12 protein-coding genes are annotated in these 14,446 nt (G+C 48.0%); 8 read left to right on the top strand and 4 right to left on the bottom strand.

The window, feature by feature from the left end:
- Positions 1–13 precede the first annotated feature (13 nt).
- Both BVG16_RS28165 and BVG16_RS28160 read left to right on the top strand, forming a co-directional pair.
- Positions 14–1,483: a dockerin type I domain-containing protein gene (locus BVG16_RS28165; protein WP_078502531.1), complete on the top strand. Its 1,470-nt coding sequence runs from the start codon at positions 14–16 to the stop codon at positions 1,481–1,483.
- A gap of 20 nt (positions 1,484–1,503) precedes the next feature.
- Entirely contained in the window at positions 1,504–4,716 is a 3,213-nt protein-coding gene (locus BVG16_RS28160) for a cohesin domain-containing protein (protein WP_078502530.1), read from the top strand.
- Positions 4,717–4,816: 100 nt separating this feature from the next.
- Here BVG16_RS28160 and BVG16_RS28155 read toward each other — a convergent pair whose 3' ends face one another.
- Positions 4,817–5,668 carry a sulfurtransferase gene (locus tag BVG16_RS28155; protein WP_078502529.1) on the bottom strand — a complete coding sequence of 284 codons (852 nt, stop codon included), beginning with the start codon at positions 5,666–5,668 and terminating at the stop codon, positions 4,817–4,819.
- A gap of 64 nt (positions 5,669–5,732) precedes the next feature.
- On the opposite strand from BVG16_RS28155, the gene BVG16_RS28150 reads away from it, so the two are divergent.
- Complete coding sequence (locus BVG16_RS28150; RefSeq protein ID WP_078502528.1) at positions 5,733–6,218, top strand: GNAT family N-acetyltransferase; 486 nt, start codon at positions 5,733–5,735, stop codon at positions 6,216–6,218.
- A 127-nt stretch (positions 6,219–6,345) separates the two neighbouring features.
- Positions 6,346–6,705: a c-type cytochrome gene (locus tag BVG16_RS28145; protein ID WP_078502527.1), complete on the top strand. Its 360-nt coding sequence runs from the start codon at positions 6,346–6,348 to the stop codon at positions 6,703–6,705.
- Between the two features lie 73 nt (positions 6,706–6,778).
- Here BVG16_RS28145 and BVG16_RS28140 read toward each other — a convergent pair whose 3' ends face one another.
- On the bottom strand, positions 6,779–7,072 hold the full coding sequence (locus BVG16_RS28140; protein ID WP_078502526.1) for a hypothetical protein: 294 nt from the start codon (positions 7,070–7,072) through the stop codon (positions 6,779–6,781).
- A 183-nt stretch (positions 7,073–7,255) separates the two neighbouring features.
- On the opposite strand from BVG16_RS28140, the gene motA reads away from it, so the two are divergent.
- Together motA and motB are read left to right on the top strand one after the other, a co-directional pair.
- Complete coding sequence (gene motA, locus BVG16_RS28135; protein WP_078502525.1) at positions 7,256–8,056, top strand: flagellar motor stator protein MotA; 801 nt, start codon at positions 7,256–7,258, stop codon at positions 8,054–8,056.
- Entirely contained in the window at positions 8,040–8,849 is an 810-nt protein-coding gene (gene motB, locus BVG16_RS28130; RefSeq protein ID WP_078502524.1) for a flagellar motor protein MotB, read from the top strand. The genes motA and motB overlap by 17 nt, the downstream gene beginning before the upstream one ends.
- A 69-nt stretch (positions 8,850–8,918) precedes the next feature.
- Here the strand turns inward: motB and BVG16_RS28125 are convergent, their stop codons facing one another.
- Together BVG16_RS28125 and BVG16_RS28120 are read right to left on the bottom strand one after the other, a co-directional pair.
- Positions 8,919–9,620: a pseudouridine synthase gene (locus BVG16_RS28125; protein ID WP_078502523.1), complete on the bottom strand. Its 702-nt coding sequence runs from the start codon at positions 9,618–9,620 to the stop codon at positions 8,919–8,921.
- 11 nt (positions 9,621–9,631) lie between these two features.
- Positions 9,632–11,947, bottom strand: a complete 2,316-nt coding sequence (locus tag BVG16_RS28120) for an ATP-binding protein (protein ID WP_078502522.1) — start codon at positions 11,945–11,947, stop codon at positions 9,632–9,634.
- Positions 11,948–12,239: 292 nt separating this feature from the next.
- Here BVG16_RS28120 and tadA point away from each other — a divergent pair, with 292 nt between their 5' ends.
- Complete coding sequence (tadA, locus tag BVG16_RS28115) at positions 12,240–12,719, top strand: tRNA adenosine(34) deaminase TadA (RefSeq protein WP_078502521.1); 480 nt, start codon at positions 12,240–12,242, stop codon at positions 12,717–12,719.
- A 427-nt stretch (positions 12,720–13,146) separates the two neighbouring features.
- Positions 13,147–14,424: a serine--tRNA ligase gene (gene serS, locus BVG16_RS28110; RefSeq protein ID WP_078502520.1), complete on the top strand. Its 1,278-nt coding sequence runs from the start codon at positions 13,147–13,149 to the stop codon at positions 14,422–14,424.
- Positions 14,425–14,446: the final 22 nt, after the last annotated feature.

Here is a 14,446-nt window from a genome sequence, read left to right as displayed (position 1 = left end):
AGGAGAATCACAAATGATAGACTCCAAATTAAAGAAAGCACGAAGAATCGCGAGTATTGCAGCTTTAGCATTATTGATGGCACTGCCGTCGATTACGTTCGTTCCCGCTCCAATTCAGGCTTCTACGAGGAACTTGGAAATGATTGTAGACGGGCAGGATGAACAATTGAGTGATGTACCGATTAGCGTCCCTGAGGAACAAGCAGATGAATCTGTTGAAGGTTCGGGTTCGCTTGATGAATCTGTTGACGAATCTGTCGATGGCCAGATGGATGAGCCCGTGAGTGAACAAGATGAGGCGTTGACTTCAGAAGATGTTGACGCTGATCTTCAGAAAACTACGGTCACTCAGGCGGTTTATACCAATAAACCTCTCTTTAATCATGGCTTTGAGGAGCCGCTGAATGCAGATGGAACCATCCCGGGCTGGAGCATGTTTTTTGCTCCGAATGAAGGAACATCACACGAAATAACGCAGGATGTGCGTTACTACGGCAATTCGAGCCTCAAGCTTGTTGATAAGTCCAATACATTGCCGATCTATTTGCAGAGCGATCCGCGTTTAGTCACCCCAGGGTTTCAATATAACGGTTCAGCGATGATCTATATCGCGCCGAATGCGGGGAATGCAGGCGGGGCAAGTCTGGTGCTTCGTTTCTATGATGCAGTCGGGAAACAGGTCAATACGGATAAGGACGGCGAGAACATCGTTCATTTAAGAAAAGTTGGAGAATGGACGCGGGTTACCGTAACGGGTATTGCTCCGGCCAATGCTAAACATGCAAGAATAGCAGCCTCCATCTCTAACTATTTTACGGCTGAGTCGGGAGCATTTTACGATGATTTCACCTTGACTTCACCTCAGGAGGAGAAAGCCCCAGGCACTCTGCATCTACAAATGTCGACAGGTATTTTAGGCAGCCAGCCCCTTGAAGCGAAGGTTATGCTTAGCCGAGGGATAGACGTTCAGACGGCACCCGGAAGCTTGGCCTATGATCCGGCGGTACTTGAGGTGGCAGGTGTTGCCGTAGCTAATGATTTTAATGCTGGAGGAGCAGCAGCTTTACATTGGAGCATTGAAGAGACAGGCATTTTCAAATTCGATGTGTCAAAACCAGCGGGCTCTACCATTAGCGGCGATAAGCAGGTATTGAACGTTACCTTTAAATTGTTAGGTGAAGCGGAAAAGGTGGATGTTACGCTGCTGCAAGGCTCCGGCGTGCAGGATGCGGATGGAGTCGAGAACAACAAGATTTATGTTAGTGCAGAGGATGATCGATCAAGCACTTCGATTCGCAGAGCATCTCTTGATGTGAACGGAGACGGCAAGATCGATCTCTATGATGTAATGGCCGTAGCCAAGCTGACAGGTCAAATGGTGACCAATGAGAATTGGAAATTCGATATCAATAACGACGGCAGAATTGATCAGGCGGATGTCGAAATGCTGACAAATGCGATCTTGTCGAAGCTGTTGAATTAGCACGAAGGAGGGCACTGTCTATGAACCTATACGGTATGAGAAATCGTTTGCTAGCTTTATTACTCATTTTTGCACTGGGGCTGAGTATGCTATTGCCGTCAGGGGCGCAGGCAGCTTCAGAGCACGGGAGCAGATTGTCAAAAATAAAGTTTGGTACGCCCGAGAACCTTGGCTATCCGATTCGTACGGTTTCAATTAACGATGGCGTGATGGGGATGGAAGATGGAAAGCAGGTTCTTTACACAACAGCATCCACGACTCCGGCGGTATTTAATGTGATTGATGTGGAAAATAATCAGCTGATCCGGGATTTCGAGCTTGAGGGCGTAGCCCAATCCTGGAGACATGTCATTGCACCGGATAAAACCGTCTATATCGGCGCCATTACATCGTCAGGCACGGGTGAGCTGTGGAGCTACTCGCCGGTGACCAAGAAAGTTCAGAAGCTGAAGGTGATCGGAAGCGAGAAATCAGTATGGTCCATGACGACCGATCCGGAAGGCAATGTCTATATCGGTACCTATGATCATGGCAAGTTGTACCGTTACAATCCGAAGACCCAGGAATTAAAGGATTACGGCAGCTTGCTTGCTGACCACAATTATATCCGTTCGATGGCGTACCATGATGGATATATTTATGCCGGCATGGCTCTCCCGTTCGAGGTTGTGAAGGTGAATGTGACTACAGGGGCCACAGAAGTCATTTCGGATGAGGTGCCGGGGATTCTCGGCGTAGAACATAAAGAGCTGGAATTTGCCTACGATATGGCCGTCGTGGATAAATACCTTTTCGTTAAGGCGAGCGGAAATGCAGGCCTGATCCTGGTGTACTACAACCTTGAGACACAGAAGTGGGAAAATAAATCGATAGGTGTTGACCCTGTAAGCGGAAGAGGTGTGATGAGCTACAACCAGATCCCTGTCGCAGACGGTAAAGCCTATGTTCCTGCACACGGCGGCATCTTGGAGGTAGATTTAGCGACGCTTACGACGCGAAATACCGGAATCAGCTTCGCTACGTCTTTGCGGGGAGCGGCCTGGATCGATATGGGGGATCCTGAATTAACTTCGGATCGCACGATCGTCACGATTCAGTCTAACGGTAAATTGTCAGCGCTTGATGTTAAGAAAGGAATTCGCAAGGATTTGCCGGGCGTTGTTGCCAAGGGCGGACCAATTCCGATCCATAATATGGAGCGTGGGACGGATGGGCGTCTCTATATGACGGCTTATCCTGGTGGAGTTGGCGGTGTATTTGATCCGAGAACCAATGAGTCCTCCAATTTCTTAGTCGGGCAAGCGGAAGGAATCGTGTCTGCCGGTAACAAGGTGTATTACGGTGTATATCCTGGCGGTAATATTTTTGAGGCGGACATATCCGGTGGCAAGATGAGCGAACCCAAACTGCTGTTCCAAATCGGATCAGGTCAAGACCGGCCTTATAAAATGGCGTACGCCGACGGCAAGCTGATCATCGGCTCCATTCCGGATTATGGGCAATTAGGCGGCGCGTTAACGATTTACGATTTGGCTAGCGGAGAGAAGCAAGTCTATCGGGATCTGATTAAAGATCATAGCATTGTCGGCCTTGCGTATAAGGATGGTAAGATCTATGGTTCTACAACGAAATCCGGCGGATTGAACACGACGATGCCAGCGAATAATCCGGAAGTCTTCGTATTTGATACCGTGAAAAAAGAAATGACGATGCATAAGGAGCTCACCACGTTAGAGGGGCTTGGCAAACATCGCATGATCAGCGGTCTTACCTTTGGTGAGGACGGGTTGCTGTGGGGCGGCGTCGACGGGATTCTTTTCGCGCTGAACCCGAGTGATCTGTCGATCGTCAAGCAGAAAAATATTTATCCGGATGTGAAGGATTACGGCATGTGGCGCCCGTATTACTTCCGCTGGGGTGAGGATGGTCTCCTCTATACCGGCCTAGCGAATCGAATGACGGTGGTTGATCCGGTCACGCTGGAGCATCGCTCGCTAACGCCAAGCAACTTCGAAATGAGCTTCATGACGCTGGCGAAGGATGCCGAGGGACAGGAGCAAATCTATTATACCGATGGCACGAAGCTGATGATGATTCCGGTTTCCAAGTCTACCAGTGTGACGCTGCCGGTGAGAAACGGATGCTTCGAAGAGCCGCTCAATACGGATGGAACGATTCCGGGCTGGAGTAATGCTTATACGACAACGGTGACTGAATTTAGTCTCTCGAGCGAGCAGAGCTATTGCGGAGACTCGGGACAAAGCTTGAAGGTAGTAGATAAAGAGCAGGACAAAACTAAAGGAGTAGGCAGCTATCTGAGCGATCCGATTCCGGTTGTCCGCGGCGGTGAATATACGGCTGCTGCGAAGCTCTATATTGAGCAGGGACTAATTTATGGTACGAACACAGACGATTCCGGCATTGTTTTATATTTCTATGATAAATCCGGAACCCAGATCGGTACGGTTGCAGGTACGATTATTAAAGACATGCCGCAAAAACAATGGATCGACATCTCCGCAACCGGTGTTGCTCCGGAGCAGGCAGCATTTGCGAGGATTGCCATGTATTCATCGGCATGGAATATGATGATCGGATATTATGATCACGTCACCTTTGAAGGACAATCACCAGGCAGCTTGCAATTGAAGGTTAACGGTGAAGTATCCGTGGGGGAACCATTTGACGTAACATTACAAGCAAAAGACATTACCGACTTGTATGCCGTGCAGGCAGCACTGGAATTCGATCCGGCACTCTTCGAAGTGGTTGATGTTCGAATGGCCAGTGGCTTCGGCTCCGGTTCAACCGCATATATAGGCTGGAACCAGGATAGCGCAAATGGCAAGATCAACATCATCGCCACGCTGTTAGGAGACCGAGCGCTTGGTAACAGCGTGGACGTTGCACATATTACGATGAAGCCGAAGCAATTCGGGGATCCTGCTGAAGTAGTACTTACGAAGCAGTCGTTTTTTGCCGACAAGAATGCAGACATGACCAGGCTGTCTTACATGCTGTCAGAAGATGTAAAGCTTGGCGTCCAGTTCACTTACGATGTTGAAGATTTCAACAAAGACCATAAGGTGAACGCCCAGGATGTCGCACTTATTGCCCAACAATTAGGCAAAACGCTGAACGAAGGCAATCGAATGATGGACCTGAACGGTGATGGGGTCATCGATATCAGCGATATTGCGCTGGTCGTATTAAAATCACTGGAGCAAATGTAATCGTAAGTGTTCCAATATTAAAAAGAGGACAGCGGGATTTTTTGGTCCCTCTGTCCTTCTCATAAGCTGTTCTTAAATGCTTAACTTGGCCTTTCGGCTCCTACTCTTCCCCTATTGCAATCGGGTTGTCCTCATAGCTAACCCAGTCGCTCCAGCTCCCCGCATACAGCTTCACATTCGTATATCCCGCTTCCCTCAAGGCAAGCACATTCGGGCAAGCACTCACACCCGAACCGCAATACACAATAATCTCATCGGCATCCTTTGCGCCCACGGCAGCAAAACGTGCTTGTTGCTCTTCCCGTGAACGCCAGTTGCCCTGGTTATCCAAGCCTTCTTTCCAGAAGACATTCTTCGCTCCCGGAATATGGCCCGCTGCAGGGTCAATCGGCTCTATCTCTCCGCGGTATCTTGGTGCCTCCCGAGAATCCAGGAGTAGAACGCCCGGTTGGCCCAATTTATGTCGTAACTCGTCGATATGGATGACGATCGAAGTGTCGATTTGCGGAACGAACGTTGTCGACGTGATAACGGTAGACGGTGCAGAAGTTGTCGGAAATCCTGCCTCGCCCCAAGCACGGTACCCACCCTCCATGATGGATGCACCTCCGGGATGACCCATATAATTGAGCAACCACCATAGACGGGCTGCCATAATCCCGCCTTCATCATACGCAATCACATGCTTCGTGCCGTCAATACCGAGCGACCCTAGCTTCACAGCCAATTCGTCTACGTTCGGTAAGGGGTGTCTGCCCCCATGCTGTCCTACAGGTGAAGACAGATCCTGTTCCAAATCCAAATGAAAGGCCCCTGGCAGATGCCCCTCATCATAAAGCGTCCGTCCCGCTTCAGGCGCACCTAATTGGAATCGACAATCTACAATAACAATGCTCGAATCCTCGAGATGCTTGTTTACCCAATCAATAGACACCGTGTTCTGATGTACCATATCCAACCGCCTCCTTTTTGCTATACTTATACCATATCGATCCTTATAGAGGAGTGTCAATAGAATGAATCAACCCCCTCTTTCACTACATATTGCACCGCTGTCAGAAGCGCATGCCGAAGCGATTTGCGAGTGGAGCTTTGAACCGCCCTATGATATTTACGGATGGCTTTCCTGGGAGGAAATGCAGCGGCTAGGCATCGAGTTCGGCGACCCTACGTTCCGTGTACAGCAATACGCTTCCATTATCTCTGTAGATGAGGAGCTTATTGGCTTCGCACAATTTTTCCCGATGGTGGGCGTGACTCGACTTGGCGTATGTATGCGGCCGGACCTCTGTGGACAGGGATTAGGTTCTACATTTATGGAGACCATTGTACAAGAGGCCTTGCGACGTACCCCACAACATGAAATCGATCTAGAGGTCCATACGTGGAATAAGCGCGCCATTCGCACTTATGAAAAGTCAGGTTTTACCATTACAGATACCTATGATAAGCGAACGCCTGAAGGACTCGCGCAATTCCATTGCATGGTATTACAAGGATAATTGTCACTTCAACAGCCTAATCCGCCCCGTATTCACAAAATTGTCATTTACACCTTTTGGAATATAGTGTTACGATGATGTATAGCTGTGGTAAATTTAACTAGTAGGATGCAAAGGGGGCGAACATATGCAAAAGTGGATCATGAGCACACTGTTTTTTGGAGCTTGTACCTTAGCTATTGTATTGATGTTTACGATGAATGCGGGACCTAAAGGAGCAGCCAAGCAAGAAGCTACAATGCCAGAAGTAACATTAGATACGGCAGCTGCCGAAGCAACATTGAAAGCAAACTGTATTTCGTGCCACGGGAACTCGCTTGAAGGCGGCGTTGGACCGAATTTGCAAAAAGTCGGAGCTGAGCTGGACGAGCAAAAACTTTATAAGACCATCACCAAGGGTAAAGGTGGCATGATGCCTTCTTTTAAAGACAAATTAAAAGAAGAAGAAATCGCTAATGTTGCCAAATTCCTAGCTACGAAAAAATAAGTTACATATAAAAACACGCCGTACTTCTCCCTTTCGGAAAAGCTCGACGTGTTTTTTGCTGTATATCGCGTGATTAAGTTAATTTTACCATCGCCAGGATTTGATCGCCTATACTGACATCAATCAGATGGAATTTCGCATCATAGGTTACTTCTGAACTGCCCACTTGAATGATGGTATGCTCACCCAATCCATAGAAAACATCGTCTGCAAGCGCCTCAAGCACTTCCTTCCGATCCTCCCCACTTAAGCGTTCCCACTCTTCGGATGTCATTTCGAAAAATTCATAACAATCCGGTATTTTGGCCACGGCCTCCGTTAAATCTACCAGAATATCTGCATACTCCCTTGCATGCTTTACGCCCATACTCTTCGCTCCCTTATCTAACCGATGTCATAAACAACCATAATTCCTTCTCTATTATACCTAAATTTTTTCGTCGAAGCTGACGATAAATAGTATATTACATATCATTTTCTTTGGATTTGGCGAAATGCGTCGAAAACTACGGATGGTAATTATTTTATTCTCATGGATGAGGTGTGCATAGTGGAAAAATCAACAATACTCGGTCTTATTCTAGGCGTTGCAGCAGTCGGGGTGGGGATGGTTCTCAAAGGAGCTCCGATCTCGGCATTATATAACCCCGCTGCGATCATGATCATTCTCGTCGGGACGGCTGCTTCTGTTTGCGTAGCTTTTCCCATGTCAGAGCTCAAGAAAATTCCTAAGTTATTCGGTATTGCATTTAAGCAACAACAATTAATTAGCCGCAGCGAATTGATCGGTCTTTTTACAGATTGGGCGAGCATCACACGCCGCGAAGGTCTTCTAGCTCTTGAAACAAAAGTAGAAGAAATCGAGGATGATTTCATGCGTAACGGCATGCGGATGATCATTGACGGTAACGACCAAGACTTCGTGCGTGATGTGCTCATGGAAAATATTAATGCGACAGAAACGCGCCACCGTGCGGGGGCACTGATCTTCTCCCAAGCAGGGATGTATGCACCTACACTCGGGGTACTTGGCGCCGTAATCGGTCTAATCGCTGCGCTAGCGGATATGTCATCCATGGAAAAATTGACCCATGCGATTGCCGCAGCCTTTGTTGCGACCCTATTAGGTATTTTTACCGGATATGTGATCTGGCATCCCTTGTCTAACAAATTAAAACGGATCTCTGAACGTGAAATTCAAGTTCGTCTTATGATGGTTGAAGGGCTGTTGTCCATTCAATCCGGTGTTTCAACGATTGCGATTAGTCAGAAGCTAGCTGTATTCCTAACTCCTGTAGAACGTGCGAAATTGGAGGAAAAGGAGGCATCCGGCGGTGAGCAAAAAGAATAGGAAGGTCCATCACGATGATCATATTGATGAATCCTGGCTCATTCCGTACGCCGATATTATGACGCTCTTACTCGCACTCTTCATTGTGTTATATTCGATGAGCGCAGTGGATGCGAAGAAATTCGAAGAAATGAGCCAAGCGTTCAGCATGGCTTTTAACGGAAGTACCGGCATTCTTGATCAGACAGCGGTCATCAATACCGGCCCAGACAATGGGAAGAAAGATAAAGACAAGGCCAATATGGGCAACTTGGATAAAAAAGATAAAGAGAACATGGCCGCCATGAAAAAAGAAGAAGAGAATATGGAGAAGATCAAGAAGCAGCTGGATCAATATATTAAAGACAACAAATTGACGAACCAGCTGAATACGAAACTTAATCAATCCCAACTTCTCATCACCATTAGTGATACAGCCCTATTCTCGTCAGGCAGTGCGACGGTCAAACCGGAATCTCGCAGCCTAGCCGTCGCGTTATCCGATATGCTCGTGCAATTCCCTGGTTATGAAGTGATCATTACGGGCCATACGGATAACCAACCCATCTCTAATTCCGAGTTCGAGTCGAACTGGGAACTCAGCTCCACCCGGGCTTCGAAATTCATGAAGATTCTCTTGCAGAATCAGAGTCTAGACCCGAAATTGTTCAGTGTTATTGGGCAAGGCGAATACCGTCCAATTGCTTCGAACAATACGAATATCGGCCGTGCCCAGAACCGCCGGGTTGAAATTTCGATCATGCGGAAGTTCGTAGATAATGGTGCGGATCAGAAGATCACGGTGAAGAAATAAACCCGTCCATCTTATCATGGAATACGCAAAAGGCGCTTCGATACGAAGCGCCTTTTTATTATTCAGTCATTAATCCAATTTATATTGCAGCATGTCCCCAAGCTCTTCCTTCTCTTGCGGGGATAAGTCGCGCCATGTTCCGATCTTCTGAGATCCCAGTTGAATATTCATAATCCGCATACGACGCAGCTTTCGCACCTCATACCCAAAGGCTTGGCACATGCGGCGTATTTGCCGATTCTTACCCTCTGTCAGAATAATACGGAATTCACGCTCACCGATCTTCGTTATCTTACAAGGAAGCGTCATCGCCCCAAGAATGCGAACACCGCTCGACATCCCTTGAATAAATTGCGGGGTAACCGGACGATTGACCGTTACTACATACTCTTTTTCATGGCGCCCTTCGCTTCTTAAAATCTGATTCACAATATCCCCGTCATTGGTCATGAGAATCAAACCTTCCGAGTCCTTATCCAAGCGGCCAATTGGAAAGATCCGTTCCCGATGGTTCACGAAATCCACAATATTTCCCGGGACATGTGTCTCCGTTGTGCAGGTAATCCCGACTGGCTTATTCACGACAATATATACGTGCTTGCTCTTCTCGGCAATCGGCTTGCCTAGGACGCGAACATCGTCACCCTCTTCGGCTTGACTCCCCAATTCCGCGACAACCCCGTTGATCGTCACTTTACCCGCGGCTACCAGCTTGTCCGCTTCGCGTCGTGAGCAGAATCCTGTCTCACTAATAAACTTATTAATACGCAATGCTTTTCACCTCAAATGTCAATTAACCCGTTAGATGGCTCCGTTTCTCCTTCCGGTGACACAGGCAATAGAATCGTTACGGTTGTGCCCTCATTCACGACACTCGTAATTTCCAGTGTACCCTTGTGATTATGAATAATACGCTGGCTCACCATAAGGCCAAGCCCTGTTCCCGTTTCTTTATCGGTATAGAAAGGTTGTCCCAGCATAGGAATATTCTCTGCCGGAATCCCATGTCCCTGATCGATAATCTGCACGCGGACATACGTCTCATTCCAAATCTCGATACGCAATTGAATCGTACCGCCGGATGGCATAGCTTCAAACGCATTTTTAGAAATATTAATAAAGACCTGCTTCAGATGATTCTCTTCACATTCAATTACACATCTCTCTTGCGTAAAAAACGTATCAAAATGAATGTTCACCATATTGGCCTGGCTATCTAATAGCGAGATGACATCACCTAATATAAATCTAACATCCTTCTTCTGAAAATGCACGGCTTGCGGCTTCGCAAGAATGAGAAATTCACTAACAATGAGATTAATACGGTCTAATTCCGACAACATAATATCGGTATGATTTAAATTGAGTACATTCCTCTGCTGCTGGAACTGAAGAAAACCGCGCAGCGTGGTCAGCGGATTACGAATTTCATGAGCCACCCCGGCAGCAAGCTGCCCGACCGTGGTTAACTTCTCGGAACGGCGAAGCAATTCTTCCATCTTCTTGCTCTCGGTCACATCCCGCGTAATACTAGCAAACGCGATGCATTTGCCATTATCGTCATAAATCGCCGAGGTAGATACGCTAACATCAATCATTCGATCGTCTTTGGTACAACGTTGCGTTTCCCTCGCCATCAGATGTTCGCCCGAAGCAAGCATCCTTAGAACCTCTTCCTCTTCTTCCAGCTTCGATTCCGGAATAATATTGACCTGTTTGCCGATCACTTGATCAGGCTGCCACCCAAACAGCTGTTGGAACGCATAATTCGCTAGAATGACCCGACCTTCCAGATCCACGACATGGATGGCATCCGAGGTCTGATTGATAAAGGACTCTAAATACTCTTTCATCGCCCGGTTCTCTTCATAGGTCTGCTGCAGCTGATTGGTATAAATACTTAAATTCCTTGCCATCATATTAATACGCCGTGAGAGCAAGCCTAACTCATCTTTACTCTTCACCTTCAGTCTGGCGCCGAAATTCCCATTCGCCACATCATTGACTTTATGTAAGATCGATTGGATCGGCCGAATCATGCGACCTGCAATCAAATAACTGCTAATGACCATCATTTCTAATAACACGATAGATATCGCAATGTTATTCACCAGTTGTTCATTCAAGACCGATGAGATCACTTTGTAATCCATAACAATGCTAATGACATAAGGCGTATCGTTGGATATTCGGATAAAACTCTTCATGACATGTTTGCCGTGAAGTTCAGTCTCGTACGTTACATATTCCCCCTGTGCAGCTTTTTGTACATTCTCGATATCTTTGGATGGGTCCATGTAGGCATAGGTACCAAAGGATATCGGTTGCAAGGCACGATAGTAGCCTTCACGCTCTTCCTGGTTATTCAATGGCGGCGACAAGGCAGATATATGCTTGAACAGCTGCGGGTGAATACCCGTTACTTCAAGAATATTGGAATTGGCCTTAATCGACTTCTGCACGATATCATCCATCTTGGAAATCCGATAATAGTCTTTCAAGTCGCGGTTGAGCATATACGCATTAATAATATAATTGCGTTTATTATCCACAAAGAAGCTTCGTTGTTCCTCACGGACTGAGATCTGGCTTGCTTCGAAAGGAGCTGGCCAGAACAGCTCTGAAGTCTTCTCCTGTGCAAGTTCCAACCAAATCGTAGGCCTAAGGAAATTCTGATACTCACCATAACCAAAATACCAGTCATTCGTCTGTACGTTCAGATCTGCTAAATTCGAAGATTTTACAATCGTGGTCTTTTTCTCACCCGGTACAAGCAGCGATATATGCGATATGCCAAACTTTGCACTCAACTCTACTAACTGCTCATTGGTTACCTGTCCGATATCGTGACTCAGCTCATTGGCGATGGCCCGCGATGCTAAGTGCAGTTTATCATCAATCAGTTGCTCGACATAAGTCTTGGCCGTTTGCGCTTGATCGACTTCAATCGCGATTTGTCGCGCGGTAGCCAGCATTTTGGTCTCGCTGTCTTCCCTCAAGTTTTCCTTTGTCGAATAATAGCTAAGCACAATATTACAAAGCATAATCACAAGCAACGTGCTGGATATAATAAGGGACAATTTTACTTTTATCGACAACGTTCACTCCACCTTATGCCTACTAGAGTTGGTTATATTTGGGATGTTTTTCCCTATTAATAATACTCTCTTCCCGCCTACTTAGCAAAGAACATTTGTTCACACTTGAACTATAGGGGATATTTATCTACAATAGATTCGATGTTATACACATTTTACACACAGGTCTGTGGATGAATAGAATAATATGTGCACAAATCTGTGTACAAATTTAAAGTTATCCACAAAGTTGTGCACATCATGTTAACAACGAATAAATGTTCGTCGCACAAAAGCAGGAGGTATCCACAGGATGCAAGAAATGAGTCATGAGAACTGGATGGATGAAGCCATCCGTGAAGCACAAAAAGCGGAAGCCATTGGAGAGGTGCCGATCGGAGCCGTCATCGTCTGGCAAGATCAAATCGTCGGAAGAGGTCACAATTTGCGGGAAACGACATTTGATGCGACAGCACATGCAGAAATGATCGCCATTCGACAAGCGAGCGAGAAACTTGGCGCTTGGCGCCTCCTGGATTGCACGTTATATGTGACCTTAGAGCCATGTCCGATGTGCGCAGGGGCAATTGTTCAAGCCCGCGTACCGAGCGTGGTCTATGGCACAACGGATCCAAAAGCAGGATGCGCAGGGACACTGATGAATTTGCTGCAGGAACCGCGGTTTAATCACCGTACCGAAGTTGTCGATGGCGTTCGACAAGAAGAATGCGCCCTCCTTCTAACGAATTTTTTCCGCCAATTGCGTCATAATAGAGCCAAAGCAGCGGAGTGAAAAGATCCGCCTATGGCGTCCTTACACAGACGGTAAGCGTTTCTACGAGAAATATGAGAAAAACCTCTATCGGGGTCTATTCAAAGATGAGCGACCGCAACATGACCGCGAGTAAACCTTGCAGAAGAGGTCAATCTACGTTATAATGCATACAATAATTTTAGATCGGAATTATGCCAATGAAGAGCATCCAACTCTGAGGCGTTTACGACCAGGGTTCTCAAGGATCACCCCTCGAACCCCCTAAGTAGACCGGCCACCGCCCCGTTAACCGCGGTACCAAAGTGGATTTGATTTGCCTGACAAATCAGATCAAGTTGGGTGGCACCGCGAGCATAGCGCTCCTCGTCCCAATCGGATGAGGGCGCTTTTTGTGTTTTTTTATATAGTCAAAACACCAATATGCACGCGGAAGGGGCAAATCCACATGTTAGACATGAAATTTATTCACAACCACGCAGATCAGTTACAACAGATCGCAGATCAGAAAGGCATCGCCGTATCCATTGCGGCGGTGATCGAGAGCGACGTGCGGCGGCTCGACTTGCTTCAGCAAGTCGAAGCCCTGCGCCGCACGCGCAATGAGCTCGCGCAGAGAAGCGCGAGCATGGACCGCGCATCGAGCGAAGCGATGCGCATCCAAGCAGAAGCACGGCACCAAGGAGCCGTGCTGAAGGGCCTGGAACGCGAGCTGCGCGACGCGGTCCAAGCATGGCACGAGCTCATGCTGCTCGTGCCCAACCTGGCGTCGCCAGACACGCCCATTGGCGTGAGCGACGCTGACAACGTCGAAGTGAAACGGGTGGGCGATAGCCCCCGTTTCGGCTTCGACGCAAGAGATCACATCGCCCTCGGCGAGGCGTGTGATCTCTTCGACTTCGCGCGCGGCGTCAAGGTCGCCGGTACGCGCCAGTACTTCCTGCGCGGCGCTGGGCTGTACCTGCACCGCGCCGTGCAGCAGCTCGCCCTCGATATGCTCAGCGATCGAGGCTTCACCGTCATGGACGTCCCGCTGCTCGCTCGCGAGGACGCCCTCACCAACACTGGCTTCTTCCCTGGCGGCCGTGAGCAGACCTATGCGTTGCCTGAAGATGGCGCTTGGCTCGTTGGTACGGGTGAAGTACCGCTCGTCTCGTACTACAGCGATGAAATCGTCGATGTCACCGAACCGATCAAACTCGCCGCCGTATCGAACTGTTTCCGGCGTGAGGCGGGCTCGGCAGGCCGAGATGTGCGTGGGCTCTATCGCGTCCATCAATTCGCCAAGGTGGAGCAAGTGATCCTCTGCCGAGATGATTTGGACGTAGCCGAGAACATGCTCCAGCAACTTGTGCATAACAGCGAAGAACTACTAGAGCAGTTAGAACTCCCTTATCGGATTGTTGCGGTATGCACCGGAGATATGGGGCAGAAAAACTACAAACAATACGACATCGAGACCTGGATGCCGAGCCGGGATGGTTATGGCGAGACCCATTCGGCTTCGAGCTTGCTTGAGTTTCAAGCCCGACGCTCGCGCATACGCTACCGTGATGAGGAAGGCCAGACAAGATATTGTTATACACTCAATAACACGATGGTCGCCTCGCCACGCATCCTGATCCCGCTGATCGAGAATCATCAGCAAGCTGATGAATCGATCCGTATTCCCACAGCCCTGCAGCCTTATATGCGCGGCATGACGGAAATAAGACCGGCAAAATAACAATGGACGAATCATCGTGAAT

This window comes from Paenibacillus selenitireducens (assembly GCF_002021565.1).
GTDB lineage: Bacteria > Bacillota > Bacilli > Paenibacillales > Paenibacillaceae > Paenibacillus_K > Paenibacillus_K selenitireducens.
The sequence above is the reverse complement of the archived record's forward strand: the minus strand, read 5'-3'. Positions and strand labels throughout refer to the sequence as shown.